The following is a 25,990-nucleotide window of genomic DNA, read 5'->3' as shown; positions in this document are numbered from 1 at the left end:
GGATCGTGTGGGGTGGGTGGCGCGGTGGTCAGGCGCGGGGGGTGAGGTGGGGGGCGACGACGGTGTTGGTGAGGCGCCCGATGCCCTCGACCTCCACCTCGATCGTGTCGCCGGCGGTCAGGAAGACGGGCGGCGACAGCTCGCCCAGGTCGGACGGTGTTCCGGTGAGGACGACATCGCCGACCTCCAGCGGGGTCAGCCAGGACAGACGGCTGATGATCTCGGCGACGCCGAAGGTCATGTCTGCGGTGTTGCCGTCCTGGATGACGTCGCCGTTGAGGTAGGTGCGGACCGCCAGGTCGGTGACGTCGACGATCTCGTCGGGGGTCACGAGCGCGGGACCGAGCGGGCCGAAGGTGGCCAGCATCTTGCCGCTCGTCCACTGGCTGGTACGGAATTCCAAGTCGCGGGCGCTGATGTCGTTGGCGCAGCTGTAGCCGGCGACGTGGGACAGCGCTTCGGCGGGTGAGACCTGGTGGGCGCGCTCTCCGATGATGACCGCCAGCTCACCTTCGGGGACGGGCTGGCTGGTGTTGGACGGGACGTGGACCGCCTGGCAGTGGCCGCGCAGGGCCGAGGCCGTCTTGTGGAACACCGTCGGGTGTTCGGGGACCGGCTCGTTCAACTGGGCGAGGAACGAACGGTAGTTCATGCCGACGCCGATGACCTTGCCGGGGCGCAGCACCGGGGGCTCGAAGTGGACGTCACCGGCGGGGACGCCGTGCTCGACCAGGCACCGGTCGAGGGTCCCGCGGTCGGCGAGTACGTCGTTCCACGCCTCCTGGATGGTATCGAGCGCGTGGGCGGACAGTACGTCCTCGACCGAGCGGAAGGCCCGGTCGGGGCGCAGGTACGCGGACGGCAGGGGCAGCGTGTTGAGGTTGACGAGGTACCCGCCGTGCAGGACTCCGGCGAGGGTGAGGGTGGGGTCGCCCGTGTGTGGGGGGCGGTAGGTGACCAGGTGCATGGTGTGCTCCGGGCCCGTCAGGGGGCCGTTGGGGTGGTGTGGGTCGAGGGGCGGGCTCCGAGGTCGAGGACCCGCGCCGCCTGCTCGCGTCCGCGCAGCGTCGTGGCGCGCTGCTTGCAGTGGGCCAGGACCGCGGCGACGGCCGTGTCGTCGGCGGCGAGCCCCATCTCGCCCAGGATGGTGGCGATGGAGCGGCCGCTGCTGTTGGGGCCCATGAGCAGGGTCTGTTCGCGACCGAGGGAGGCGGCTTCGACGGCGGAGTAGATGAGGTCCTCGAAGTCCCGTCCCATGGCCCGTGCCTTGACCAGGGCTGTGGCGTGCGTGCCGGTGGCGGTGCTGAACGCGTCGGCACCGACCAGGGGTTGGTGTGCCGCTACGTCGACGTGGAGGGCCTCGGCGACCGCGGCGCACATCCCGGGCAGGCGCTTGAGGTCGAAGTCGGCGTGTCCGGCTTCGGCCAGCACCGCGATGAACTGCTCCAGGGCCAGGTTTCCCGTGCGTTCGCCGAGCCCCAGGAACGTGCCGCTGATCACTCCGGCGCCTGCTCGGGCCGCTGCCAGGGAGTTGGCCAGGGCCAGGCCGCGGTCGTTGTGGCCGTGCCAGGCCAGTACGGCGTCGCTGCCGGCACGCGAGAGGACCTCGCGGGCGAACTCCGTGTGGCGTGCGGCCCCTTCAGGCAGGCACTGGCCCACTGTGTCGTTGAGCACGACGCATCGGGCTCCGACGTCGACGGCCGCGGTGATGCAGTCGGTGAGGACGTCGGGGGGCGTGCGGGTGGAGTCCTCGAAGGCGATCCGGAAGTCGAGGCCCTCCGCCGTCGCCTGGCGGGCCACGCGCTGGAGGCGGTGCAGCATGTCCGGCAGCGACCAGTCTTCGACGTGGCAGCGCAACGGGCTGGTGCTCAGGTAGAGGTCGGCGAGGACGAGCGCTCCGGTGCGCTGCCCGATTTCCAGCAGCGGCGTGAGGTCGGACGGCACGGCGCGCGCCATCAGGACGGGCTCGACGCCGAGCCCCTGGTCGACGATGTGCTGGACGAGTGACGCGCACTGCTCGTACTCGTTGTGTGAGGCGGCGGGGAAGCCGAGGAACGACACATGCACGCCGACGGCGGCGGCGAGGTCCAGCAGGTGAGTGCGTCGGTCCAGTGAGGGCCGGCGCACCGCCACGCTCTGGAGCGACTCGCGTATGTCGTCCTCGATGCGTATTCCGCGCAGCGCCACGTCCGCCTGGGGGTTCCAGCTGTAAAGCAGGTCCGCGGCGGTGGGGCTCATCGTGCGACGGTCTCGGTCAGCCGTCGCACGGTGTCGCCCAGGCGGGCAGCGGCCTTGACGAACATGGCGGGGTCGCGCATGAGTGCGACGCGGACGTAGGAGTCGCCGACGCTCTTGTCGGTCCAGTAAAACTCGTTGCCGGGCAGAACGTGGACGCCTTCGCGGGCCAGTTCGGCGACGACCTCGGCGGAGGTGATGTCCGCGTCGATGCGCAGCCAGCTCACACTCATGTGCTCGCGCTCAACGGGCGTCAGGAAGGTGCCGGCGAGCTCGGCGTGCAGCACGGCCCGGTTCTGGGCGGCGACGCCGCGGATGTGGCTGCGGCCGTCCTGCATCGAGGTGCGCAGGAAGTCTGTCACGAGGTCGATGGCGAACGGCGACACGTGGAGCAGGAAGTCGGAGTTGATGTGCGAGATCGCCTCGACGAGCCGCTTGGACACGGACAGGAACGGGCCCTTGAGCTCCAGGGTGGGCCAGGTCTTGCCGGTGTCCTCGATGACGATGCAGTCGATGCCGGCGTCGGCGAGCATCTTGTACTGGTCGTAGACGTCGTCGTCCGGCATGTAGAACCGGAAGCACGAGTCGAGGATGAGGGTCTTGCCGGTGCGGGCGCAGAAGTCGACGATGCGCCCGAAGTTGACGCGCCGCACGGTGGCCCCGGTGGGGTTGTTCGGGCTGACGATGAACAGCACGTCCGTCGTGATCTGCTCCAGGAAGGCAACGAGCTCGTCGCCGTCGGCCTCCAGCAGGTCGTCCGGGATGGGCTCCAGGGGGACCTGGTGCCGGAGCAGGATGTCCTTGAGGTTGTCGAAGCAGGGCTCGATCAGGGTCACAGAAAGGTTCTTCAGGCGCAGATAGTTGGCGATGATCTCTATGCCGGCCGAGGCGGTGAAGCAGGGGAAGCGGGCGAAGTGGTCCGTGTCGAGCGTCTGCTGTGCCAGGGCGTAGAACGTCTCGAAGTACTCGGCTTCGATGGCGTCCTGCTGGCGGCGGTCGACCTGCCGGAACTTCTGGGGGGTGGAGTCGACGACGGCCTGCTCCTGCGGGCTCCAGTCCCGATAGGCGTGTCCGTCGGCGAGGTTGTACTCGTAGGACAGAACCGAGACCTGTCGTTCCGTCAAGTTGCGCAGCACAAAGGCTCCTAGTGCGTTTCGAGGGGGGAGTTGACCTTGCGCTGCCGCGATCGCGGACTGGAAGGATGATCGTTCAACGTTGAACTACAGTGTGCGCAAGGTGGGGTCATGGTGGTGGGTCGCACCGGCATGCGCGCCACCATCGAGTGTCCGGCTATCGAACACGCGTGAACGCTACACGGACGATCAACCGAAACTCAACCTCCTCTAGAGGGCCTATTTCGTAGAAACAAACAATGGACAGAAGGGGATTCACCTGGGTGCCCATGTTTCTCCCCTTCTATGGTCCGAGCCCACGCGCAGATGTTGAGACAGCGAACGGGCCCCACACGCCGTGCGCGTGGGGCCCGCAGGTGTCGGCTCCTCCTCCGAGGGTGTCGCTCGGACTCAGCAGGGCATCAGATCCGCGTACCGGTCGACGACCTCACTGCGCACCTTCATGACCATCGGCATGCTCTTGATGCCCGCCACGAAGTTCGAGCGCAGGTGCTCGACCTCCCCGACGATCTCGAAGTGGTCGAAGCTTTCGAACAGCTCGGTGAACAGGATCTTCAGGCTCATCCGGGCCACGGCGTGCCCCACGCAGTAGTGGGCACCGCTACCGAACGCCATGTGCCGGTTGGGCTTGCGGCGCACGTCGAAGGTGAACGGGGCGTCGAAGACCTCCTCGTCACGGTTGGCCGAACCGAGCCAGGCCACCACCGCGTCACCGGCCCGGATCTTCTTGCCGCGCAGCTCCAAATCCCGCACCGCGTACCGCATGAAGTGGTTGGCGGGCGAGGACCAGCGCAGCGCCTCGTCCACGCCGGAAGTGATCAGCCCGGGATCGCTGCGCCACAGTTCAAGTGCCGGTGTGCCGACAACGGCGGACATGGCCCCAGTTGGGACGAAGGGGGTAGTGACATTGGCTCCCAGGATCAGTCCGTAGCAGTTGGACAGGACCGCACCCGAGTCCAGCGTCTTTCCGTCGATCTCCGTATCCATGAGCAGACTGATGAGATCGTTGCCCGGATTCCGACGCCGTTGTCTGACGACGTCATGGAAATATCCGAACAATTCGCGATGGGCACGTTGCAATGTCGCGTTCTCCCCTCCCGGCTCGGCGAAGTCGGGGTCGCCTGGGGCAACCGCCATCGCTGTCAGTCGGGTGAGGCGGTCCCAGTCCTCGCGCGGCAGACCCATCATCGTGCTGGCCGTGGCCATCGGCAGCGCCATCATGACCCGGGCGAAGTCGAACGGCTCGCCGCTTGCGGCCGGTGCGAGCAGCCGGCGCACCGCGGCTGCGACCGCCGGGCGATATTGTTCCACGTTCCTGGCGGTGAGCGCGCGCCGCAACGGCTCCCGCATCCGCGTGTGGCGCGGCGGATCGGTCGCGGCCATTTGGCGCCCGCCGGCGGGATCCTGCTTTCCCAGCAGGAAGAGCATCGTGCCCCGCTCGGAGGTGAACAGGGTGTGATCCCTCAACACCAGGTCAACGTCGGCGAATTTGGTAACCGACCAGAATCCGCGATCGTCGTCGACCTGCTGCCATCGCACGGGGTCGCGGTGCCGCATGGCGTTCCAAACGGAATGCGGATCTCCAAAGGCGTACAGATTGCTGTCGGTCAAATCGGTCGCATCGAGGTCGACATCGTCCGGTGATACGGCGTAATCAAGTTTCACTTCTTCAGGCAATTCTGTTGATGACGCACCCGTCATGAGCAGGCGTGTATGGCTGCATGGGGGCGTAACGAATCAGTCGGCCTCCCGTGCCGGCGGGAGGGGGTGTGCGGCGAGCGGCCCGGCCGCCTCACGCCCTGTCCGGTGGAACGCAAGAGGACAGGGGCGAGGGGTTCTCAAAGCATCAGCCAGGACATGTGTAGCACCTCGCCGTCCGAAGGGCGGACGCCCCCCTCGGTTTGAGTACAAAAGGTCCCACTCGCAAGGGGTAGTTCTTGATGGCCTTCTCATGAGGCGGTGCCGTGCGTCGAGGAGGCCCGGTACCAGGAGCCGTCCGCCCTACGCTGTCACCCACCCAAACAACAACCGTGAGTCGATCGGCCAGGCGGTGATCAACGTGAAGGTCTCCACGGCCCGCACGCGCGTGTCCACCTTCCTCGCCCGGTGGAGGAACGCGACGGTGCGAGACCACAATCCCATCGACGGCGAGCTCGTGGGCGATGCGAGTGGCCGACCACTTGTGGGCACGCCGCATCTGCTCAATGCGTGTGACCACGACGACTGGTGTCGCACTCGGCTGATGGTGCGGCGTCGAGCTTCGATCAACCAACCCGAGTTCGCCGTGTCACCGGTGCCGGTTCACCCACTTCGACGCCGCTGCTCGGGAAATCCCCATCTCTGCGGCTACATGCGCGATCGGACGAGTCTTGCAACGCTCGACCAATCGGCGGCGATCCTCCACGGACAACGGTGCGTTCGCGTGGGTCATCGCGTGGTCGAGGTCGTACGGGACGCGGGGTGCCGTGCTCCGGTGACGATGAGTGAGACGTTCTGCCCACCGAAGCCGAAGGAGTTGCTGAGCACGGCCTCCTGGGGAACGTCTCGTCGCTCTGCGACGACATCGAGATCGATGTCGGGACTGACGCCGGCCGCAGTGATGTTGCGGGTCGGCGGGATAACGCCGTGCTCGGCGCTGAGGACGGCGATGAGCGCCTCGATCGCGCCGGCCGCGCCAAAGAGATGGCCGAGCGCCGCCTTGGGGGCTGTCACGGTGGCGCGGCCGAAGACCTCCCCGATCGCGTGTGCCTCGGCGACGTCGCCGACCGGAGTTCCGGTGGCGTGGGCGTTGATGTGGCTGATCTGCTCGGGAGCCAAGCCGGCTTGCGCGAGGGCCTTCCGCATCGCCGAGATCTGACCGGAGCCGTCGGCAGCGGGCGCCGTGATGTGGTGAGCGTCGGCGGCGATGCCAGCGCCCGCGAGCACCGCGTGGACGCGCGCGCCTCGGGCGCTGGCGTGCTCGGCGCTTTCGAGCACCACGACAGCGGCGCCTTCACTGAGGACGAAGCCGCTGCGGTCCGCGGCGAACGGCCGGGACGCTGACGCGGGTTCGGCGGTATGCCGCGACAGTGCTTGTGCCTGGGCGAAGCCGGCGACGGTGATCGGGGTGATCGCGGCCTCGGTCCCGCCCGCGATGACCACGTCCGCCTCGCCGGCACGGATAAGCCTGGCACCCAGGGCGATCGCCTCGGCACCGGAAGAGCACGCCGAGACGGGCGTGTAGACCCCGGCCCTTGCACCGTATTCGATACTGATCAGCGCCGCCGCCGCATTGGGCATGAGCATCGGTACCGTGCGTGGCGACACGCGCCGCGTCCCGGCCGCCTCCAGTACGTCGTCTTCCTTCAACAGCGTCCGTACGCCTCCGATGCCCGTGCCGATCGCCGATGCGAGCCGGTCCCGGGCCACGTCCGGGGCGCCTGCATCGGCCCAGGCTTCGGCCGCCGCGGCCAAGGCCGCCTGCTGCGAGCGGTCCAGCCGCCTGGCCTGCACCGGCAGCAGCAACTCGGCGGGGTCGATCGCCATCGTCCCCGCGACGGTGTCGGGAAGGCCGGCGTCCTCGTGGCCGCGCAGGGCGCCACCTCGGATGCCGGACTGGCCGGCAAGCAGGGCTTTCCAGGTGGACTCCACGTCTCCACCGAGTGGTGTGATCGCGCCGAGTCCGGTCACGACGACTTCAGTCCGGTGCATGCCCTTGGACCTTTCTTGTATGCGATACAAGTGAACGAAGCCTTGTTGTATCACATACAATTTGGGTGTGGAGAAGAAGCGAACCAAAACTCGATCAACGTCGACTCCGTCGCGTGACCGCGGTCGCGAGACGAGGCGCCGGCTGATTGAGGCAACTGCACGGCTCTGCAAGGAGCGGCCCGGCGCTGAGGTGAGCGTCGCGGAGATCGCGAACGCGGCAGGCGTCTTCCCCAATCAGGTCACCTACTACTTCGGCTCCAAGGACTCGCTGCTCGTGCACGCCGCCTTTCTCGGCTTGCTGCACGACGCCCGACGGATTGAGCGCATCGGTCGCCAAGCCCCCAATGCGGCGACATTTCGGCGCAACATCGCCCGCGCCGTCCTGGCCATGCCCTCGCTCCCATCGGTCGCGCGAGCACTCGCCGCCGGGATCTCCAAGCCCGAACTCGCCCCCGTGGTCGACCAACACCTCCAGTTGCTGTTCCGGCAATCCGAGCGCTTCGTGAGCCAGCTCATCGGCGGTCGCGGCTGGAGGGCCCGTCGCCCGCTCGACGTGGAGGCCCGGACGTTCTGGAGCACCGCACTCGGAGCAGTGCTGCTCGTCCGCGCCGGGGCGCACGGCACTGTCGCCGACCTCGACCTCGCCGGAGCATTGACCATCCACGACGAACCCGAGGGCGGCTAGCTCAGTCGAACGGGCCTGCGGCGACGACGTGCGCGGTTCCCACGCGACGGTGGCCTTGTCGCGGTCGGCATGCTCGCCGTCGCCGGCGAACTCCACTGTTGTGGCTAGAGCAAGGCGTCAAGAACCTGCTTGCCAGCAACAGCTAGCTGCCAATCCCGTGGTCTAACGAACGGACATGGCACTGCGTGTCGTCGCACTGGATGCGGCCCGACGTCACCCTGGAGGGCGAAACTGAGCAGTGTTGCCGATACAGTCCGCCACCGTGCCGGGATCTCCGACGTCAGGGCGGAAACCGTGCCACGGTTCCGGACTTTGCCTGCCGGTGTCCGGCGGGCCGCACTGTGACTGTGTCGACACTGGCACTCAGTGCCATCAACCTTGGATCGATGCCGACTTCTGCGAATCTTTCCCGCCAGTCTTTGCCAACCTTGCGAAGGTCGCAGTCGAGGCTGCGTCCCGTACCGCTGACGCGATCGGATCCGGGGTGTGGAGGAGTGGTCGTGAGCAAGATGTACGCGGGCGCGCGACTGCGGCGGCTGCGCGAGGAGCGGCGGATGAGCCAGGCCGAACTCGCCCGGACGCTGGAGATCTCGCCGAGCTATCGGAACCAGATGGAGCACGGCTCCCGTCCTCTCACCGTGCCGGCCCTTCTGCGGCTGACCGAGGCCGTTCGGCGTCGACCCGGGCTTCTTCTCCGAGCGCGACACGGCCCGGCTCGTGGCCGACATGCGCGAAGCGCTCGCCAGCGCCTGTCCGAGCGACTGGCCGAGGTGACGGACGGCCGAGACGGCGACCGGGGGACTGTGGCCTCACCCCACGAGGCGATCCGGGATATTTTCTACCGTCGGCAGAACTACCTCCACGACAGCGACCTGGCGGCCGAGCGCCTGGCCCAGGAGATCGGCATCCGGCCGGGGGAGGTGATCGGAGCCCCCACCGAAAGAATCGCCGACACCCACGGCATCCATCTCGCTGCCGAGCCCGGCGAACGGCTGCACCGCTACGACGAGAGAAGCCGCACTCTCCACCTGTCCCCGCGACTGCGGCCAGGTCAGCGCGCCTTCCGGATGGCGACACAGCTGGCCCTGTTGGAACACGGCGAGGACCTCGACCGGCAGGCCGCCGAGGACTTCGCACCCGGCTCGACCACCCACGCGCTGGCCCCCATCGGCATCGCCAACTACTTCCCCGCCGCGCTGATCCTGCCGTAGACAGCCTTCCACACGGCAGCCGAAGAGACGCGCTACGACATCGAACGCCTCACCGACCACTACGGCCTAGGCTACGAAACCGTCTGCCACCGCCTGAGCACGCTGCAACGCCCCCGGCTGCGCGGGGTGCCGTTCTCCTTCGTGCGTGTCGACCGGGCCGGCAACTTGTCCAAACGCCAGTCGGCGAGCGGCTTCCACTTCTCCAGGGCCGGCGGTACCTGCCCGCTGTGGAACGTCTACGAGGCGTTCGCCGCGCCCGGCCGCATCCATGTCCAGATCGCCGAAATGCCTGGCGGCCAGCGGTACTTGTGGACCGCCCGCGCGGTCACCAGGCATCGCGGTGGCTGGGGCGAAACCGGCAGGACTACTCATGCCAGCCGGTCAGATCCCGCAGCGCGCTGCGGTGCCGCTTCGCGGCTCGCGAGGTGAAGTCGTAGAACCCCAGCTCCGACGCGGCGACGCTCACCTGTTTGGCGACGTGCTCGACCGCATCGGGCGGCAGCTCCATGCGCATCCGGGGAAACCAGCCGCGCCAGGTCAGGAACTTGAGCTGGACGGCGAAGCCCAGCCTCGTCCCCTGGTCTTGATCCGTAACCATCCCGACTTGTCGCCGGACAGGGTGAAGTGGTCCACCGCCCCGTCCAGACCCGATCCCGCCCCACTCCACAGCCCCTTCCCACGCCCCCGTACCCGGTATCCGGGCTGGACGGCAGAGGGGCTGCCATACAGCGAGCGCGGGAATCCGGGAAACCCCCGCGGCTCAGTGGTTGGACCTGATCGGCCGGCGGGTCTATGAACCCGGTACTCGCGGTGCAGCTGCACAACACCAGCAGTAGCGCGGTCGTCTGCAATTCGGGCCGCCTGGTCAGTCACACCCCGCACTTGCCTCGGGGCGGCGAACAGGTGCCGGGACGGGCCCCGCTGGAGGAGCGCCGGGTGCGCTGGCCGAGGGCAGGTGTGCACGGCGCAGTGGGGTGGCCAGGCCGGCCGCGAGCGAGGCCGGTCGGCGCCGTTGATCAGCGGCACCAGCCGCGGCTTCGGCCCGTGTCTGCGGGAACCTTTGCCGTGTCGGACGTTGAGCTTGCCGAAGCAGCCCAGCTCCCACCGGATGTCGTCCAGGTCGAGCATCCGTGCCTCGTTGATCCGCAGCCCCACGTCCGCCGCCAGCCGGGCCACCGCGTAATTGCGGGCGGCCGGGCCGAATTTGCGGCAGGTCACCAGCTCCTCACGCCACCCGGCAAACAGCGCCTCGATCTCCGCTTCACTGGGCGGGATCCGCAGCTGCGGTTCCACCGAGGCCCGCGGCCGGTTCATCTCGTCCAGCGGGCACTCGACCACGCGGCCGGTGAGGTTGTGCAGCTCGACCTTGTGCCGCAGCTCAAGGAACTGGAAGAACACCGCCAGCGCACCTGCCCGACCGGTCCGGGTCGAGAGTTTGGCGCCGCGCAGCACCTTGCCGAAATAGACGTCGGCGTCGGAGGGCTCCATCTCCCACAGCGGTCGGCCGAACCAGTCCCGGATCAGCTCCAGGTGGTTGGTGTCGCTGCGAATCGTGCCGTCGACCAGACCGGCCGAAGCCCTGGCGAGAACGAACCGCGCCAGCACATCGGTCTCGAACTCGGCGAGCTCCTCCTCGCTCGCCGGCGCCCGGTACTCACGCAGATCGCGTACTACGGCCAGAGCCAACCCACGCCTCCACGACTTCACCCAGACTGAAGGAATCCCGACAGGGATGAGGCTTGCGCACAACGAGCGAGGTTGGTCAGAACGGGCTTCGGTCACCCGGACGAGGTACCAGGTCCAGGTCCTGGCACTCTCAGCGGTGCCAGGACCTGGGGGACGAACGCGGAACTCGGGGACTATTGCTCACCCAACCGGCGTATGCAGGGGGCTATCGGGTTGCTCGCGCGGCGCGGGCGGTGCGGGCAGCCGTGGTGGTCGGCGGCCCGGCACGGGTGGTGGGCGCCGGGCGCGCTCGCTGCGGCGGGACGGTTCCGGTGGCGTGCTGCCGGCGAGTGCGGACGGCATCGATGTCGGAGAGGGATCGGCGCGCGCCGACGACGAGTTGGAACGGGGTGTTCGCCGGCTCGCCGGCGTACGCCTCGATGCGCCGGCCGGTGTGATCGGCGGTGGCCAGGAGTGATCGCTGCAGGGCCCGCTTGCCCCAGTGCTCCACGGAGCCGGCAGGCTCGGCCAGCAGGCGAAGCACCTCGCCCGGTTCACTTCCGTCGGCCAGCAGACCGCGCTGCTGGGTCTCCCACAGAACGGTGACGGGGTCGACAGGCTCGCGGCGGCGAGCGAGGGCGGTTAGGCACTGCCATAGGCCGGCGTGCAGCGGCAGGGTGAGGTCGTCGGGGAGCAGCCACCGGACGGACTCGATGTCGGCGGGGTGGGCGGTGGCGCTCGCGAGTAGCAGTTGCTCCTCCTCGACCGCCTCGGTGTGGTCGGGCGCGATGGCTGGCGGCGGTGCCGCGGTGCGGGGCAGAACTCCGGCGCGCGGCGGGAATTGGCTCGCGATGTCGTCCACGACCGCGGCGAGCGCGTCGGCCTCGTCGAGCACCGTCTGGGCGGGGTGCGGGAGGGAGTCATCGGGAACGGTCTGGACGAGGCGTTCGGCGGCCGTCTACAGACGGCGGCGGGCGTGCTCGGCCTCGACCATCCGCGCGTAGGCCCGTGCGTGGCGGGGCCAGGGGCAGACCTGGACGAGAGTGTGCAGGTACGAGGCGGTCAGTCCGCGAGCCTGCTCACGCCCCGCGGCGAGCACCTGGACGAGCCATTTGGTGTTCTCGCGTGCTCGGCGGGGTCGGGCGGCGGCAGGGTGCTGATCGCGGCGAACGGCGGCGTGCGCGGCGGTGGAGAACGAGAGCCGGTCGCCGGCGGCCGCTCCCGCAATATGACGGTGGCGCCTCGGCGTGTCCCCTTCAAGGAACGACCGGATAACACCGACGAGCGCCAACAGGCCGACTGCAAACGGTTCCAGAACCCAGTCGGTACCAAACATGTGGTCGTGATCTACATGGACTGTCCCGGCGCCGTCGGCACGACCCCGCCCCTGACCTCGCACCACAACTGAACTGCGGGGCGCAGCCGGCTGGATGGGGAGCGCCTCCGATGGCAAGACATGACTCGACGGCGGAGTTCAAGGCCACGCCTCACTCCACGGATCTCGTATGGCGGCGTCGGTCATGCCGCGGTCGGCGAGGAGCCGTGCGAGGCGGCCTGCACTGCTCGTCGAGCGATGCCTGGGGACCGGTCGTGCCGAGATCGATCGAGTGCACCCACGATGGGCAGAACGCCTTCCGCGCACCTACGCCTGACAGAACGCTTCACACCGGCTCGCGCGCTGCCATGAACGGCGGGTCACCGTCATCAAAGCCGCCTTCGACCTCATCGACGCGATCATCACCGTCCGAGCCTGATCCGCCGAGCCCGATTCGCCCAGCCTGGGCCACCCGCCGCTGCGACACACGCCCACGACGGCGACCATCACCGGTCGCCCGTCTGGGCGGCCTGTCGTACGTGCCTAGCGAATCACAGTTGAGTAACGCCCACTCCGAAGGTGGTATGTGATATTGCACATGCCACATGATGTCTCCATGACAAAAGCTAGAGTCCTGTTATCGGTCGTCGCCGTCATCGGCGGAGTCTGCGCGGGTATCACCCCTGCTTCGGCTTCCCTGACTGCGCCAGAGGGCACAGGTCAGGGGAATCTCGTCTGGAATTCCTGCCACGATGCGACCACTCCTGCGCTGCAGTGCGCCATGCTCGAAGTGCCGCTGGACTACACGCAGCCGAACGGCGCCAAGATCAAGATCAAGGTGAACCGGCTCCCGGCCACCGCGCCCAAGAGCAAACGGCAAGGGCCCATCCTGCTGAATCCCGGCGGCCCCGGCGACTCCGGTCTGTGGATGCCCGCCTACGTCTCCGGAAAGATTCCCCCGGACGTCGCCTCGACCTACGACTGGATCGGGTTCGACCCCCGCGGCACCAACGCCAGCGAACCCCACGTCACCTGCGACGCACACTACTTCGACGCCGAGCGGCCGGACTACCAGGTCGGCCAGGGCACGTCACAAGCATGGCTGGAGAAGTCGGCCACGTACGCCGCCGACTGCGCCGCGAACTGGAGCTGGTTCCTGCCCCACATGACCACCGTCGACAACGCGCGCGACATGGACAGCATCCGGCGGGCGCTCGGCGTCCAGAAGATCAACTTCTACGGGGGCTCGTGGGGCACCTCGCTGGGCTCGACGTACGGCCAGCTCTTCCCTTCGCACGTGCGCCGGATGGTGCTCGACAGCATTGTCGGCCCCACCATCAGCTGGTACGACCACAACATCCTGCAGGACAAGGAACACCAGCGCAGGTTCGACGCCTTCGCGGCATGGACCGCCAAGGCCGACTCGGTCTACCACCTGGGCACTGACGCTGCCACCGTGGAGCAGAAGTACTACCAGGTCGAAGCCGCGTTGCGGACCAGCCCGGTCGCCGCCGCCCCGGCCCCCGGCAAGATCGGCCCCGCAGAGTTCGAGGACACCTTCTACGGCGGCGGCTACAACTTCCTGCGCTGGCCGCAGATGGCAACCGTACTGTCGGCCTACCTCACCAAGAACGACACCCGCCCGCTGCAGAGCGCCTATAACCGCTATGCCGCCCCGGGTGCCGACGACGGCACCTTCCCGGCGTACAACGCGGTCCAGTGCACCGAGAACAACTGGCCGCGCGACTGGGAGTTCTGGAAGAGGGACCAGGCCAAGGTCAACGCCGTCGCGCCCTTCTACACCTACAACAACATGTGGTACAACGCCGCCTGCATGTTCTGGCCCTACCAGGGCACCTCGGCCGGCCGACTGAAGATCACCGGCAAGGGCCTGCCGCCCGTCCTGCTCTTCCAGGCCACCGAGGACGCCGCCACCCCCTACCCGGGTGCCCTCGCCATGCACAAGGCACTGCCCGGATCCAAACTCGTCGTCCAGAACGGCGGCAGCTTCCACGAGATCCTCTTCCACGGCAACGCCTGCCTGGACGACACCTTCACCGCCTACCTTCGAGACGGCTCCCTTCCCGCAGGCAAGGGCGTCATCGCCAAGACGTGCGCACCCGAGCCCGACCCCACCCCGGTCTATGTGACGCCGCCCCCCGCCACCGTGAAAGCCGAGCTCGCCCTGCCGGTCACAGACTCCCAGGCCATTCACGGCGCCGAGTAACGCAACGCAACGCTCCCGCTGGACAGGAGGGCCGGGTAGCCCGGGGCATCGCGCCCCCGGGCTACCCAGGTTCTGCGGCTCTGATCAACATTTCGGGTCCAACGGGCGAGTGGGATGGAAACTCGGGCCGCCGCGGCAGCAGGGTGGTGAGTTGGTCCCACAGCGGTCCGGTCAGCCATGACGGCGGCGCAGGCGCAGGTATCCCTTGAGTACAGAGCGTCGCACTCCTTGATCACCGCACCTGTATCTGTCCTGTCCGTCAATGGCCCCAAGGGAGGTGGTCTCTCACACTGACACCTGCTGGGTCAAGTACGCATAGCCGTCGAAACGATGCGGGACAAGGAGCTGTGTGTCCGCTCAACGCCTTGGTCCCCGGCGGGTGGTTTACAGGCGCAGGAAGGAGGGGTGTCGGCAGGAATGCCCTGATGCCGCAGGGACAAGCGGACACCGACCAGCCAGATCAGCAGCGTTACGTGCGCGAACCCGATGCCGGCCATGCCCCGGCCGCTATACGCAGTGCCGCCGGTGTGAGGGATGGTTCCTGTGCGCCGAAGGCAACGGCAGCCCTGAGATTGGCCTCTTCCCTGCTCAGCTGGCCCGACCAATACTGCTGGTCCGGGCCGAACCATTCAGCATCGGCCCGCTCGGCCATTTCCAGGCACCACGCCAGGTGGCGTCGGCGGAGAACCGCTTCCTCACCCATGTTGTCCAGGCGTTCCAGGCCATACTGCCGGATGGCGTGGTGCATGCGGAAACGGACCTGTCCGCCGGTCTCCTCTTTCACCAGGATCGACTTGTCCATGAGCCCTGCAAGCAGGTCGAGTACATCGTTGGGCGCAATGCCCCCTCCGGAACACACGGCTTCAGCCGCCTCAAGTTCGGCGCCCTCGGCGAATACCGACAGGCGGGACCACAAAAGCTGCTCCGCTGGGGAGCACAGACGGTAACTCCAGTCAATCGTGGCTCTGAGGGTCTGCTGCCGTGCCGGACCGTACCGTGCCCCGCCTGTCAGAAATCCCAGAGGATCCTGCACGCGCTGAAGAAGCCTGCCCACAGAAAGCACGCGGAGGCGGGTGGCGGCAAGCTCGATGGACAACGGCAGGCCATCCAGTCTTCGGCAGATGTCCGCCAGGATCTCGCTGTTGACGTCGGACAGGGTGAAGCCTGGCAGAACGGCTGCTGCGCGCTCGACGAACAGGCGCACGGCCTCGCTCTGCGCTGGGGTTCCCGGGGAGCTTGGGCTGTGCGTATCGGGAAGTGAAAGTGGCGTCACGGGCATGACATGTTCGCCCTCGACACCCAGCGGCTGACGGCTGGTGGTGAGGATGTGGAGTCGCGGGGCAACGCGCAGCAGCCTGTCGGCAAGCTGGGCGCACTCCTCGATGAGGTGCTCGCAGGTGTCCAGGACCACCAGCATTCGCTTGCCGCGCAGATGCGCCTCCAGAACCGCCCGGGGCTCCGACTCCTCGTCGATGGGCACCCCCAAAGAGGCTGCCACTGTCCTCGCCACGCGGTCGCCGTCAGGAAGGGCAGCCAGCTCGACCAGCCATACGCCGTCGGGGTAGGAACGGCTCACTTTCGATGCCGTTCGCACAGCCAGCCGGGTCTTGCCCACCCCGCCGGGACCGATCAGCGTCAGGATCCTGGTGCGCGAGAGCAGCTCCTTGGCTTCGCAGATGTCCCGGCGCCGGCCTACGAAACTGGTCAGCTCCGGGGGCAGATTCCCCGCACTGGCAACATGGTTGATCATGAGCTGTGATCCTGTCAGTGGTCCAACGGTGATCTGGAGGGCTGGCGCCCACGAGCTCGGGCCCACCAGGGGCAGAGTCGGTCCGGTTCAGCGTTACCGGCTGCATCGCCGGGCGTCAGCCTCCCGTGATCTCCCGGACGTCCTGGTGGACGGCCCGGAGTACGCGGTCAGCACGATGTTGAACTCTCCCTTTGGCTGCTGGATCCGTAGAATCACGCGGTTACCTACCTACGTATCGGCCACGTTGCCCGTGCAGCTTTTGGGTGGTCCACAGCAGCGGGATATCCCGCAGAGAGGACGCGAGCTGCACTTCGGGCCGATGGACGGCCCCGGGCCACGCGACGCCAGGGCCGGTCAGAGGGCTGTCGGGACATGACGCTCAACGTGTGCTCCGCCCTCGCTGGTAGTGCGAACAGGAGTTGCATACACATCTCGAACTGGCTGACCGCAGGGCACTCGGTATTCAGTAGCCGACCGGCCACACTCACGCATTGTATGTACTCGACTACCCACAGCACGTGAGCGCGCAGCCTCCTCCGTCCCGTCAGTGGCGTCAACATCGTTGCCCCCGGAGTTCCCAGGATCACCTCATCACGGACCGAGTCCCGACGCGTTCTCAGTAACGCGCTGGACAGCGCCGAGAGCTGTGGTGCAGTGCAACTGACAGGGCGGATACGCAAGGAACTCAAGGCGGGAGGCGGCCGCCCCGCACCCATGCAGGGCTCGCGTTGCGGTCCCTGACGCCGAGCGAGGTCCGTGGTGCCGAGCCGGCGGCCCACGAGAACACGAAATGCGAATTCCGCCGGACACTCTTCGTGACGGGGAAGACGGTGGAGACCCACCTGGCCAGTGCCTACGGGAAACTCGGGATCAGCACCCGACTTCAGCTTGAGGACAAGCTGGAGCGGCCGAGGGATCAGAGGTCCGCAGCTGCCCCGAGACCCGGAAGCTGAGGTGCGGTGAGAGGCGGCGCAGGGCCGAATTTTATTGAGGGGTGAAGGAACCGGAGCCTTCGTCGGCCACAGCGCCAGGACCGCCCGGTCGAACCGCCGACCTGGTGCTCCAGACGGACCGGTGGCGCATCGGCCGGTGACGCGCATCCTGGAAGTGCAGCTTCACTCCTTGTCCCACATGCGCGGCTCGTGAGGCCAACCCGGAAGGATCTGCGCGCATGCCCGTCGTCATCGTCCGCCTGATTCCCGCGCCGGGCCAGACCCAGAACGTCCTTGATGTGTTCCGTGACCTCGCCCCGCTGGTCCACCAGGAACCGGGTTGCGGGCTGTTCGCGCTGCATAGCGATGGCGAAAACATCTTGCTCGTCGAGCGCTGGCTCTCCGCCGGTGATCTGCAGGCGCACCTGTGCAGCTCGAACTTCCACCGGATCAGGGACGCGCTCAGCCCTCTCCTGGCCGCGCCCTCCGCTGGTGGAGAGCGTCCCCCTCGGCGACCCCGACAAGGGTGTGATCCAGTGACGGCGCTCTCCGGGCCGTCACCGCAGAGTGCGTTGATGCGGTAGCCGCGCGGGGCCGCGATGGACGGCTCGTCCACGGCCGAGGAGGGCACCAGGTGCTGTCGCGGCGGTCAGCTGCTCCCCGTGTGTGCGATCACTCCATGGGACAGCCCACCTTGCCGGAAACGGGAGGTCAGCCGGGTACGTGCACCGAACCCGGCCCAGCTCGCCGGTCCAGCCCTGCTCCGGCGTGGTTCGGCCATGTGCGACATGGTGGGGGACGGGAGGCGTCCTCCAGCCCGTGGGAGGCGGCGCATGTGCGTGCCCGCCTTGCCTGGCGGATGCAGCAGGTGATCGGACCGTCCGCGCTGATCGTCGATGACCCCCGCTTCCTCAAGGACGGGAATGTCTCGGCGTGCGTGGCCAGGCAGTACACCGGCACCGCGGGCGAGATCACCAACTGCCAGGCCGGTATCTCCCTGCACCTGCCCTCCGACGGCGCCTCGGTGGCCACCGACTGGCGGCTGGCCTGGAAGAACGCGGGCTCGGCTACGCGGTGGGGCCCCGCCTTACGGCGGTCGCGGCCCATGACCTCAGCCTGCCTGCCTCGAGTCGGCCCAGACGGTGAAGAAGCTGGTCATCGAGGCAGGCAAGCGGGCCGCGAAGCCGGTGCAGTGGCGGGAAGGCTCCCGGCCCAGCAGCGGTTGCAGCGGCGTCAAGCGCATGTACTCACGCTTCGTGGCCTTGCGCCTCCTGAGGGACACGCCGACTTCAGCTGCCCCGCGCGGTCTGGACCGGCGCCTGCCCCACCTGTCATCGCTACATGCCAGAACCGATATCAACCTGACCGGCCCTATTAGGTAGTGGTCCAGGTGTTTCCCACCTGTTTGTGAAGCCGGTGGCCGTTCAGTGTCGGAGGTGTCGCATCGCCTCATCGCCTAGTGCTCCACCCTGGATGATCATGGAAGCCTCACAACCGCGCTACCACATGGCTAGCAAGGTAACGCGCACCCCTCCGCCGCTTCCTCTGAGCCTGGTGCCGGCCGGCAGCGAGCCACCTGTCGCGATCGAAGACGCTCCCGCCCGCGTTGTCGATGCACACCCGGAGTCCGCGGCATCTGCGGTGGTGGACAGCAGCGGCACGATCAAGGCATGGAGTGACAACGCTCGGATACTGCTCGGCTACGACTCCTCGGACGTGGTGGGGCGGTCTGTTCGTTGTCTCTTCGCTGCGCCGCCTCCTTGGGTGGCACGGCACCGGTGGGCTGTCCCGGACGGGTGGACGGCACCGGTTGAGGGGATAGATCACCACGGGCACCATCAGGCTCTGGTGATGCGGGCCCAGCCGCTGACCGGGCTCGGAAGTGAGGTTCTCTGGGTCCTCACGGTCGCCGTTCCCGGGGAGGCGACCGGCGGGGCAGAAGGCGTCTGCCAGGCGGTTCACGACGCCTCCGAGCCCTTCTGGGTGCATCGGCGGTTGTCCATACTGAACGAGGCCAGTCGCCGGATCGGCAGCACCCTTGATCTGAACCGTACCGCCGACGAACTGGCAGGAGTCGCCACAGATTACTTCGCCGACTTCGCCGTCGTGGATCTGATTGACGGGCTCCTTCAAGGCGACGAGGCTGAGCGAGCTGCTGGCGTCGGCCATCTGGTCTTTCGCAGGGCCGCTCAGCGCTCCGTGCTGGAGGGCTGCCCGGAGAGTGTCGTCGAAACAGGACGCACGCACGCGTATCCAGAGGACTCCCCGCAAGCGTATGCGCTCACCAGGGGCCGGGGCTTTCGCCATGACATTGACATGACCAACCTGCGCTGGTGGGCAGCGGGCTCTCCAGAACGAGCCCGCAAGATCGAAGCATACGGAATGCACTCCATCTTACTGATGCCCTTGCGGGCACGTGGCATCACGCTCGGGTTCGCGATCTTCGCGCGGCACCGGACTGTGGTCCCTTCCAGGATGACGACTTGCTGCTGGCCGAGGAGCTCGCCTCGCGGGCTGCCGTGTGCGTCGACAATGCCCGCCGCTACGCTCGTGAGCGCGCCACCGCAGTCGCCCTGCAGCGCAGTCTGCTTCCGCAGCACATTCCCAGGCAGTCCGCCCTGGAGGTGGCCACCCGCTATCTGCCCTCCGGCTCACGCGCCGGTGTAGGTGGCGACTGGTACGACGTCATCCCCCTCTCCAGCAGCCGAGTCGCTCTCGTCATGGGGGATGTGGTGGGACACGGCCTTGCTGCGTCCGTCACGATGGGGCGACTGCGGACAGCCGTGCGCACGCTCGCTGACGTCGACCTGGAACCCGACGAACTGCTCACACACCTTGACGACGTGGTGATCCGCCTCGAAAGAGAGGATTCGGACCCGGATGACTGCGCCCTCGTATCAGGGCCCGCCGGTGGAATCAGCGCCACTTGCCTGTACACGGTATACGACCCGATCTCGTGCTCGTGCTCCATGGCCAGCGCCGGACACATCCTGCCCGCCATCGCCACCCCCGATGGCGCAGTCGCTTTCCCCGATGTGCCTGTCGGCCCGCCACTCGGCGTAGGCGGACTTCCTTTCCAGACCGCTACGTTCGAACTGGCCGAAGGAAGCCTCCTCACCCTCTTCACCGACGGCCTGATCGAAGGACTGGGCAGGGAAGACATCGACGCCGGCCTGGCAGAGATTCGCGACGTTCTCAGCGAACCGTCCCAGCCCCTGGAAAGCGTCTGCGATCTGCTGCTGGCGCTTCTGTCGCCAGGGCGCCACACCGACGACGTCGCCGTGCTCCTGGCACGGACCCGCGCTCTTGCTCCCGACCAGGTCGCCGGCTGGGAGATACCCAACGACCCCGCCGCCGTCAGCGAGGCCCGCAAGATCACATCCAGCCTCCTGTCGGCCTGGGACCTCGAGGAAGCTGCCTTCACCACCGAACTCGTGGTCAGCGAACTCGTCACCAACGCCATCCGTTATGGCGGCGATCCCATCCAACTCCGCCTGATCCGTGACGCGGCACTCGTCTGCGAGGTATCTGACGGCAGCAGCACCGCCCCCCACCTACGCAGTGCGCGCCTGTACGACGAGGGCGGACGCGGCCTGGGGCTCGTCGCCCAGCTCACCGACCGCTGGGGCACCCGGCACACGCCCCATGGAAAGACCATCTGGACGGAGCAATCGCTACCATCGGGTAAAAGTTGACGACCACAGCCGTGACCGAGATCTCCACTCGCCCGCTGCAGAGTCCATCGCCAGCACGGTGGTGATCAAGATTGCGTAACACCGCACTGTCGCGGCCTACGGGGCGGAGTTGCTTGACGCCGCGGTCACCTGTGCCGTCCCAAGGCGCCGCGCTGTCGGCGCGTCAGGTGCGCGCCCAGCACCCGCTCGATCGTGTCGCAGATGATGCTGGCCGGACCGACGGGGACTACGGAGCGACACCCGGGCAAGCACCTGCAACTTTCTCGGCCTCGCGGCCGCGTTCCGCTGTTTCCTCTGCGGTGAAGGGGCCGGAATGCGATCGCCATGATCGTCGTCATCGTCTTCCCGGTCGGCAGGAGCCGTGTCCTGCGGTACTCCGCGAGTATTCGGGTGCAGATGCGACTGCGCGGGTGCGGCGCTGGTGCAGCTGAAAGGCTGGTCGCCGGCGATCTGCCGGCGGAGGAGCGGCAGGTCCGGCATGGGTACGTCCGTCTGGCGGGACCGGCCGCGGCTTTGCTGATCGCGGGGGTGGCTTCGTAGCCACGGATGCTTCGCGTCCCTGCAACCTGCGCGAGTCGAGGCGGCCGAGCGCAGTCGAGGGCGCGGACCGTGACAACCATCTGGCGGGGCGTCTTGGTGTGCCGGGCGCGACGCCCTTGGCGACCGGGAGGTCGTAGCGGACGACACCGGGCTCCGTAAATGCGCGGTTCGGGTGTGCGAGAAGTAGGTAGTGCGAGGAGCAGGTAGCGGTATGCGTATTTCTCCCCTGCCCAAGCCTGAGGGATGCGGGGGAGGGTGGTGGTGCCTACTGCTTCCGAGCCCCTGCGGATTTCGAATGCCTCTGGCGTGTTTTTCGACGCCGGGTGCGTTCGGGATGTGGGACTGCCGGGGGTGGGGCAGCGGCGCTGTCGCGTGGCCGACTCGGGTGACGTGACACACCACCACTTAAGGCGCTTATTGTGCGGGAGATCGTCTTCGTCATGCTGGAGCCGTGCGAGCGGTCGTGTCCGCAGTACCGGACGGCATGCCGATGGCCATGCTGCTTCTCACCGACGGGTCGTCAACAGGACCTGTGCTGGGCGCCTTTGCGGCCGCCGAGGAACTATCGCTCCGCATCTGCGCCTGCGGGATCGGCGGCGGCCTGCACGAGGTTGCGCTCCAGGCGTTCCAGTGTGAGCAGCGCCATGGTCCGCTCGTCGGCGGACAGGTCCGCCGTCACCAGGCCTTCGAGTTGGCTCCAGACCTGCTCGACCTCACGGCGCAGGGCATGGCTGGCCGCGGTGGGTTCGACGAGCGTTGCGCGCTTGTCGGTGGGCGAGGGGCGGCGGCGGACGAAGCCGGCCTGCTCCAGACGCCGGACGGTGCGCGTCATGGTGGCGGCGTCGGAGTCCAGCAGTCGCACCAGGTCGGTCTGCCGCTGGGGGCCGAGTTCCCACAGGTGCATCATGACCAGTTCCTGGCCCGGGTGCAGGCCGGTGCGGCGCAGCAGTTGTCCCGCGAACATGCGGTGCAGGCGGGCCAGGCGGAAGATCGCGTGGCTGACCGGCCCACCGCCGGCCGCGGCCGGAACCGGGACGGTGGCTTCCTGTCCCGTGCCCGTGGGCGCCTTTTCGCCCCTCGGAGCGGACTGCGGCATCTCTTCCTCGCTTTCTTGCCTGAACAACTTAATGCTACCTCCTGGTCCCTAGCCCCGAAGAGCTCAGTCCAACTTCGGCAGGTGCGCAGCATGTCATTGATGTGTGACTTGCGTCACGGCTGTCCCGGAATGAGCGCGGTGCACTTACTTGTTCGGACAGGTGATTTACTTGTTCAGACAGGCATTCGCTGATGCAGGCAACACCGTGCCGGGCCGCAGCGCGCCACCCACTCGCAAGGAAGAAACCATGACCACTGCATTTGATCCGATCGTCCTGGGCGGCAAGCGCCTGGCGAACCGCGTCGTGATGGCGCCGATGACCCGCAGCCGCGCCTTTGGGCCTGGCGCGGAGCCGACGGAGCTGATGGCGACGTACTACGCCCAGCGCGCAGGCGCCGGGCTGATCGTCACCGAGGGTATCCAGCCCTCCCTCCTCGGCCAGGGCTACCCCGACACCCCCGGCCTGCACACGCCCGGACAGGTGGATGCGTGGCGGACGGTGACCGAGGCTGTGCACCGCGAGGGCGGTGTGATCTTCGCCCAGCTGATGCACACCGGCCGGATCGGCCACCCGAGCCTGCTGCCCGACGGTCTGGTACCGGTGGCGCCGTCGGCGGTGGCCGCCAAGGGCCAGGTCTTCACCCACGAGGGGCCGAAGGACTTCGTGACGCCGAAGCAGCTGAGCGAGGCGGAGATCCGGCAGACGATCGCAGACTTCGCCGCCGCGGCTCACAACGCGATCGAGGCCGGGTTCGACGGCGTGGAGATCCACGGCGCCAACGGCTACCTGATCCACCAGTTCCTCGCGCCCAACACCAACCAGCGCACCGACGCATGGGGCGGCGACACCGAGGGCCGGATCCGCTTCGCCGTCAAGGTCGTCACGGCCGTGGCCGAGGCGATCGGCAGCCACCGGGTGGGTCTGCGGATCTCGCCCGGAAACCCGTACAACGACATGTCCGAGGACAACCTGGGTGAGGTCTACGGGGCACTGCTGGACCGGCTCGCCGACCTGGACCTGGCCTATCTGCACCTGATGGAAGGCCCGGACCGCGATCTGACCGTGCGGCTGCGCAAGGCCTGGGCCGGCACGTTCGTCCTCAACCCGTTCACCTACCCGGATGCCACCGGCCCCGACGCGTTGGTCCTGATCGAGGACGGCAGCGCGGACGCGATCGCCTACGGGGCGCTATTCCTGGCCAACCCTGATCTGCCACGTCGCCTCGCCGCCGGCGGTCCGTTCAACACCCCCGACCCGGCCACTTTCTACGGCGGCGACCACCGCGGCTACACCGACTACCCCACCCTCACCGCCTGAGCGGCGCCCTCGCCGACAGGGCCGCACGCGCGTCAAAGCGCCTGCGGCTCCCTTCTCCACCCGTTCCTACCTGGGAGTTCGCGATGTCCAAAGCGATCACATTCTCCGAGTACGGTGCACCCGAGGTGCTGCAACTGTCAGAGACCACCACGCCGGAGCCCGGCCCGGGCCAGGTCCGCATCCGGGTGCGGGCCGCCTCCGTGAACCCTCTCGACATCAAGGTCCGATCTGGTCTGATGGCCGGCACCGCCACTGCCCGTTTTCCCGTGGTCCCCGGGCTGGATGCGGCCGGGGTCGTCGACGCGGTCGGCGAGGGAGCCGGTGCGGCGGTGGGGGACGAGGTCCTCGGTGCCACCGTCGGCGGCAGCTACCGCGAGTACGCCCTGCTCGATCAGCCGGTGGCCAAGCCCGAGGCCCTGTCGTGGGAGGTCGCCGCCTCCCTGGTCACGGTCGGCCAGACCGCGTACCGAGTCCTGGGGCAGCTGGGCGTGCAAGCGGGTCAGAGCCTGCTCATCCACGGCGCTGGCGGCAGCGTGGGCGGCATCGCCGTGCAGTTGGCGGTCGCCCGCGGCGTTACTGTCATCGGAACGGTCGGCGAGCATGACATCGCGCGTGTCACCGCACTTGGAGCCACCGCGGTCCGCTATGGCGACGGCTGGGTGGAGCGGGTGAAGGCCGCGGCTCCCCAGGGAGTCGACTTCGTCTTCGACGCCTCCGGCGCGGGCGTGCTGGCCGACTCCGTGGCCCTGACCGGCGACAGCTCACATGTCATCACCATCGCCGACATGTCCGCCCGGCAGCACGGCGTCCGCTTCAGCGCCGGCGCCACCGACCCGGTCGGAGAATCCCTGCCGGAGCTGGTGCAGCTGGCTGCCGCGGGCAAGCTCACCCTGCCGATCTGGCGCACCTACCCCCTGACGGAAGCGGCACAGGCTCACACCGACCTGGAAGCCCACCGCAACCAGGGCAAGGCCGTCCTCCTTCCCTGACTCCCCGACGCCGCCGCCTCTTGCCGCTGGAACGGGCGAGGCGGCCGCGGGCCGCAGCCGGCACCACCCCCCGCCGGCCGTGGCCCACCCGCCGAACGCCGCACCACCAAGGACGCAGGACCGAGAAACGATGGCAGGCCCACCCCACCTTCGAGCCGCTCACGGCCGACGCGGACCTCGCCGTCGCGTTCGAGATCCTCGGCCAGAAGTGGAACGGCATCATCCTCCACCCCCTGGCCACCTGCCCTGCGCGCTTCTGTGAACTGTTTACCGCCATCGAGCACATCAGCACCAAGATGCTCGCCGATCGGCTGCGCGAACTCGTCCAGGCCGGGCTCGTCACCCACGACCAGGTCCCGCGCCCGGGCCTACCTCCTACACGCTCACCAGCGACGACCGGGCTCTGCTGTTCGGGCTGGAGCAGATCCGCTCCTGGTCGCAGTCGCAGCACCCCTCTTTGATATCCCCTTTAGTTCTCGAGGAATGGAATTCTCCGTGTCTGTACGTACTCTGCCCGAAGCAACCTTCGCCCGCACCGTTTTGGGCTCCGGCCCCGGCCTTGCCCTCGCGCACGGTGCCGGCAGCAGCGTGGCCGGCACCTACGGCCCAATCCTGGAAGGCCTGGCCGCGGGTCACACCGTCGTCGGCATCGACTACCCCGGCAGCGGCGACACCCCCCGCTCCACCACTCCCCTCCAACTGGACGACCTCGCCGACCAGCTCGTCGCCGCCGCCGTCGCCGAAGGCCTGGACACCTTCGCCCTGCACGGCTACTCCCTCGGCGGCCCGGTCGCCATCCGCGCCGCCGCCCGCCACCCCGAGCGCGTCACCGCCCTCGTCCTGACCGCCACCATGGCCCACCCCAACAACCAGCAGGCCCTGACCCTCAGGGTGTGGGGCAAGCTCGCCGCCACCGGCGACCACCGCCTGGTCAGCGAGTTCCTCTTCCCGCACGCCCTCAGCCCCCAGGCCATCGAAGCCATGCCCACCGAGCAACTGGAGGAAGTCATCACCTACGCCGCCGGCGAAGTCGCCGACGGCACCGTCGAGCACGCCGACCTCGCCGGCCGGATCGACGTCCGCGACGACCTGGCCGACATCCGCATCCCCACCCTGGTCATCTCCACCACCGCCGACCACCTGGCACCCCCCGCCCTGCACCGCCACCTCGCCGAGAACATCCCCGGCGCCCAGCTCACCGAGATCCCCACCGGCCACCTGCCCATGGTCGAACGCCCCGAAGAATGGCAGAAGCTCATCACCAACTTCCTCAACCGGCACAGCGCCTGAAACTCACCGTTCGTGGGGACCACGCCAGCGACAACGACGCGGCCCCCACGAACGGCCGCCGGTGCGGCCCGGGTGTTCAGCACCACAACCCGGCATCCCTGGGCCGCTCGACTCACGCTCTAGCTGTATTGACCTGAAGCGTTGTTCACGCGGCTGATCGGTGGGTGGCCGCCGAGTGCGGTGTGGCAGCGGTGGTGGTTGTAGGTGTGCAGGAAGTCT

18 protein-coding genes and 5 pseudogenes are annotated in these 25,990 nt (G+C 68.0%); 11 read left to right on the top strand and 12 right to left on the bottom strand.

Annotated features, from left to right (window positions below; genetic code table 11):
* Positions 1-28: 28 nt before the first annotated feature.
* The 6 genes and pseudogenes from ABZ624_RS28065 to ABZ624_RS28040 all read right to left on the bottom strand — a co-directional run bounded on the left by ABZ624_RS28065 (position 29) and on the right by ABZ624_RS28040 (position 7,058).
* A complete protein-coding gene (locus ABZ624_RS28065) occupies positions 29-967 on the bottom strand; it encodes a fumarylacetoacetate hydrolase family protein (protein ID WP_360094631.1) in 939 nt (312 codons plus the stop codon).
* Between the two features lie 17 nt (positions 968-984).
* Positions 985-2,238: a hypothetical protein gene (locus ABZ624_RS28060; protein ID WP_360094628.1), complete on the bottom strand. Its 1,254-nt coding sequence runs from the start codon at positions 2,236-2,238 to the stop codon at positions 985-987.
* On the bottom strand, positions 2,235-3,371 hold the full coding sequence (locus ABZ624_RS28055; RefSeq protein WP_360094625.1) for a pyridoxal phosphate-dependent aminotransferase: 1,137 nt from the start codon (positions 3,369-3,371) through the stop codon (positions 2,235-2,237). The genes ABZ624_RS28060 and ABZ624_RS28055 overlap by 4 nt, the downstream gene beginning before the upstream one ends.
* Before the next feature lie 387 nt (positions 3,372-3,758).
* Positions 3,759-5,069: a cytochrome P450 gene (locus ABZ624_RS28050; RefSeq protein WP_360094622.1), complete on the bottom strand. Its 1,311-nt coding sequence runs from the start codon at positions 5,067-5,069 to the stop codon at positions 3,759-3,761.
* 412 nt (positions 5,070-5,481) lie between these two features.
* Positions 5,482-5,799: pseudogene (locus ABZ624_RS28045) on the bottom strand (leucine zipper domain-containing protein); the annotation flags it as partial.
* Positions 5,796-7,058, bottom strand: a complete 1,263-nt coding sequence (locus tag ABZ624_RS28040) for a beta-ketoacyl-[acyl-carrier-protein] synthase family protein (RefSeq protein WP_360094894.1) — start codon at positions 7,056-7,058, stop codon at positions 5,796-5,798. The gene ABZ624_RS28040 and the pseudogene ABZ624_RS28045, both read right to left, overlap by 4 nt.
* A gap of 67 nt (positions 7,059-7,125) precedes the next feature.
* Here ABZ624_RS28040 and ABZ624_RS28035 point away from each other — a divergent pair, with 67 nt between their 5' ends.
* Both ABZ624_RS28035 and ABZ624_RS28030 read left to right on the top strand, forming a co-directional pair.
* Positions 7,126-7,743, top strand: a complete 618-nt coding sequence (locus tag ABZ624_RS28035) for a TetR/AcrR family transcriptional regulator C-terminal domain-containing protein (RefSeq protein WP_360094619.1) — start codon at positions 7,126-7,128, stop codon at positions 7,741-7,743.
* A gap of 500 nt (positions 7,744-8,243) precedes the next feature.
* Positions 8,244-9,320: pseudogene (locus ABZ624_RS28030) on the top strand (short-chain fatty acyl-CoA regulator family protein); the annotation flags it as partial.
* Here the strand turns inward: ABZ624_RS28030 and ABZ624_RS28025 are convergent.
* From ABZ624_RS28025 to ABZ624_RS28015, 3 genes and pseudogenes are all read right to left on the bottom strand, one after another.
* The gene (locus ABZ624_RS28025; RefSeq protein WP_360094616.1) at positions 9,319-9,552 is read right to left on the bottom strand and encodes a DUF4158 domain-containing protein; all 234 of its coding nucleotides are present in this window, start codon (positions 9,550-9,552) and stop codon (positions 9,319-9,321) included. The pseudogene ABZ624_RS28030 and the gene ABZ624_RS28025 sit on opposite strands and share 2 nt — an antisense overlap.
* Positions 9,492-10,640, bottom strand: a complete 1,149-nt coding sequence (locus tag ABZ624_RS28020) for a site-specific integrase (protein WP_360094613.1) — start codon at positions 10,638-10,640, stop codon at positions 9,492-9,494. The genes ABZ624_RS28025 and ABZ624_RS28020 overlap by 61 nt, the downstream gene beginning before the upstream one ends.
* 205 nt (positions 10,641-10,845) lie before the next feature.
* Positions 10,846-11,955 (bottom strand): annotated as a pseudogene (locus ABZ624_RS28015) (DnaB-like helicase N-terminal domain-containing protein).
* 295 nt (positions 11,956-12,250) lie between these two features.
* Here ABZ624_RS28015 and ABZ624_RS28010 point away from each other — a divergent pair.
* Positions 12,251-12,440: pseudogene (locus ABZ624_RS28010) on the top strand (IS5/IS1182 family transposase); the annotation flags it as partial.
* A 275-nt stretch (positions 12,441-12,715) separates the two neighbouring features.
* Positions 12,716-14,161 carry an alpha/beta hydrolase gene (locus ABZ624_RS28005; RefSeq protein ID WP_360094610.1) on the top strand — a complete coding sequence of 482 codons (1,446 nt, stop codon included), beginning with the start codon at positions 12,716-12,718 and terminating at the stop codon, positions 14,159-14,161.
* Positions 14,162-14,630: 469 nt separating this feature from the next.
* On the opposite strand, the gene ABZ624_RS28000 is transcribed toward ABZ624_RS28005, so the two are convergent.
* Complete coding sequence (locus tag ABZ624_RS28000; protein WP_360094607.1) at positions 14,631-15,911, bottom strand: AAA family ATPase; 1,281 nt, start codon at positions 15,909-15,911, stop codon at positions 14,631-14,633.
* A gap of 1,171 nt (positions 15,912-17,082) precedes the next feature.
* On the opposite strand from ABZ624_RS28000, the gene ABZ624_RS27995 reads away from it, so the two are divergent.
* From ABZ624_RS27995 to ABZ624_RS27985, 3 genes are all read left to right on the top strand, one after another.
* On the top strand, positions 17,083-17,427 hold the full coding sequence (locus ABZ624_RS27995) for a putative quinol monooxygenase (RefSeq protein ID WP_360094604.1): 345 nt from the start codon (positions 17,083-17,085) through the stop codon (positions 17,425-17,427).
* A gap of 275 nt (positions 17,428-17,702) precedes the next feature.
* Positions 17,703-18,221, top strand: coding sequence for a transposase (locus ABZ624_RS27990; protein WP_360094601.1), 519 nt, complete (start codon positions 17,703-17,705; stop codon positions 18,219-18,221).
* Between the two features lie 1,105 nt (positions 18,222-19,326).
* Positions 19,327-20,538, top strand: a complete 1,212-nt coding sequence (locus tag ABZ624_RS27985) for an ATP-binding SpoIIE family protein phosphatase (protein WP_360094598.1) — start codon at positions 19,327-19,329, stop codon at positions 20,536-20,538.
* Positions 20,539-21,640: 1,102 nt separating this feature from the next.
* Here ABZ624_RS27985 and ABZ624_RS27980 read toward each other — a convergent pair.
* On the bottom strand, positions 21,641-22,174 hold the full coding sequence (locus ABZ624_RS27980) for a MarR family transcriptional regulator (protein WP_360094891.1): 534 nt from the start codon (positions 22,172-22,174) through the stop codon (positions 21,641-21,643).
* A gap of 247 nt (positions 22,175-22,421) precedes the next feature.
* Between ABZ624_RS27980 and ABZ624_RS27975 the strand changes: the two genes are divergently transcribed.
* The 4 genes from ABZ624_RS27975 to ABZ624_RS27960 all read left to right on the top strand — a co-directional run bounded on the left by ABZ624_RS27975 (position 22,422) and on the right by ABZ624_RS27960 (position 25,771).
* Entirely contained in the window at positions 22,422-23,492 is a 1,071-nt protein-coding gene (locus ABZ624_RS27975; protein ID WP_360094595.1) for an alkene reductase, read from the top strand.
* A gap of 83 nt (positions 23,493-23,575) precedes the next feature.
* Complete coding sequence (locus ABZ624_RS27970) at positions 23,576-24,481, top strand: NADP-dependent oxidoreductase (RefSeq protein WP_360094592.1); 906 nt, start codon at positions 23,576-23,578, stop codon at positions 24,479-24,481.
* A gap of 20 nt (positions 24,482-24,501) precedes the next feature.
* Positions 24,502-24,942 carry a helix-turn-helix domain-containing protein gene (locus ABZ624_RS27965; protein WP_360094589.1) on the top strand — a complete coding sequence of 147 codons (441 nt, stop codon included), beginning with the start codon at positions 24,502-24,504 and terminating at the stop codon, positions 24,940-24,942.
* A 34-nt stretch (positions 24,943-24,976) separates the two neighbouring features.
* The gene (locus ABZ624_RS27960; RefSeq protein ID WP_360094586.1) at positions 24,977-25,771 is read left to right on the top strand and encodes an alpha/beta fold hydrolase; all 795 of its coding nucleotides are present in this window, start codon (positions 24,977-24,979) and stop codon (positions 25,769-25,771) included.
* Between the two features lie 119 nt (positions 25,772-25,890).
* Here the strand turns inward: ABZ624_RS27960 and ABZ624_RS27955 are convergent.
* A pseudogene (locus tag ABZ624_RS27955) lies at positions 25,891-25,990 on the bottom strand (IS481 family transposase); the annotation flags it as partial.

The sequence above is a fragment of the Streptomyces sp. NPDC007205 genome (assembly GCF_040634095.1).
Classification (GTDB): domain Bacteria; phylum Actinomycetota; class Actinomycetes; order Streptomycetales; family Streptomycetaceae; genus Streptomyces.
Note: the sequence above shows the minus strand (reverse complement) of the source record. Positions and strands in the feature narration are given on the sequence as shown.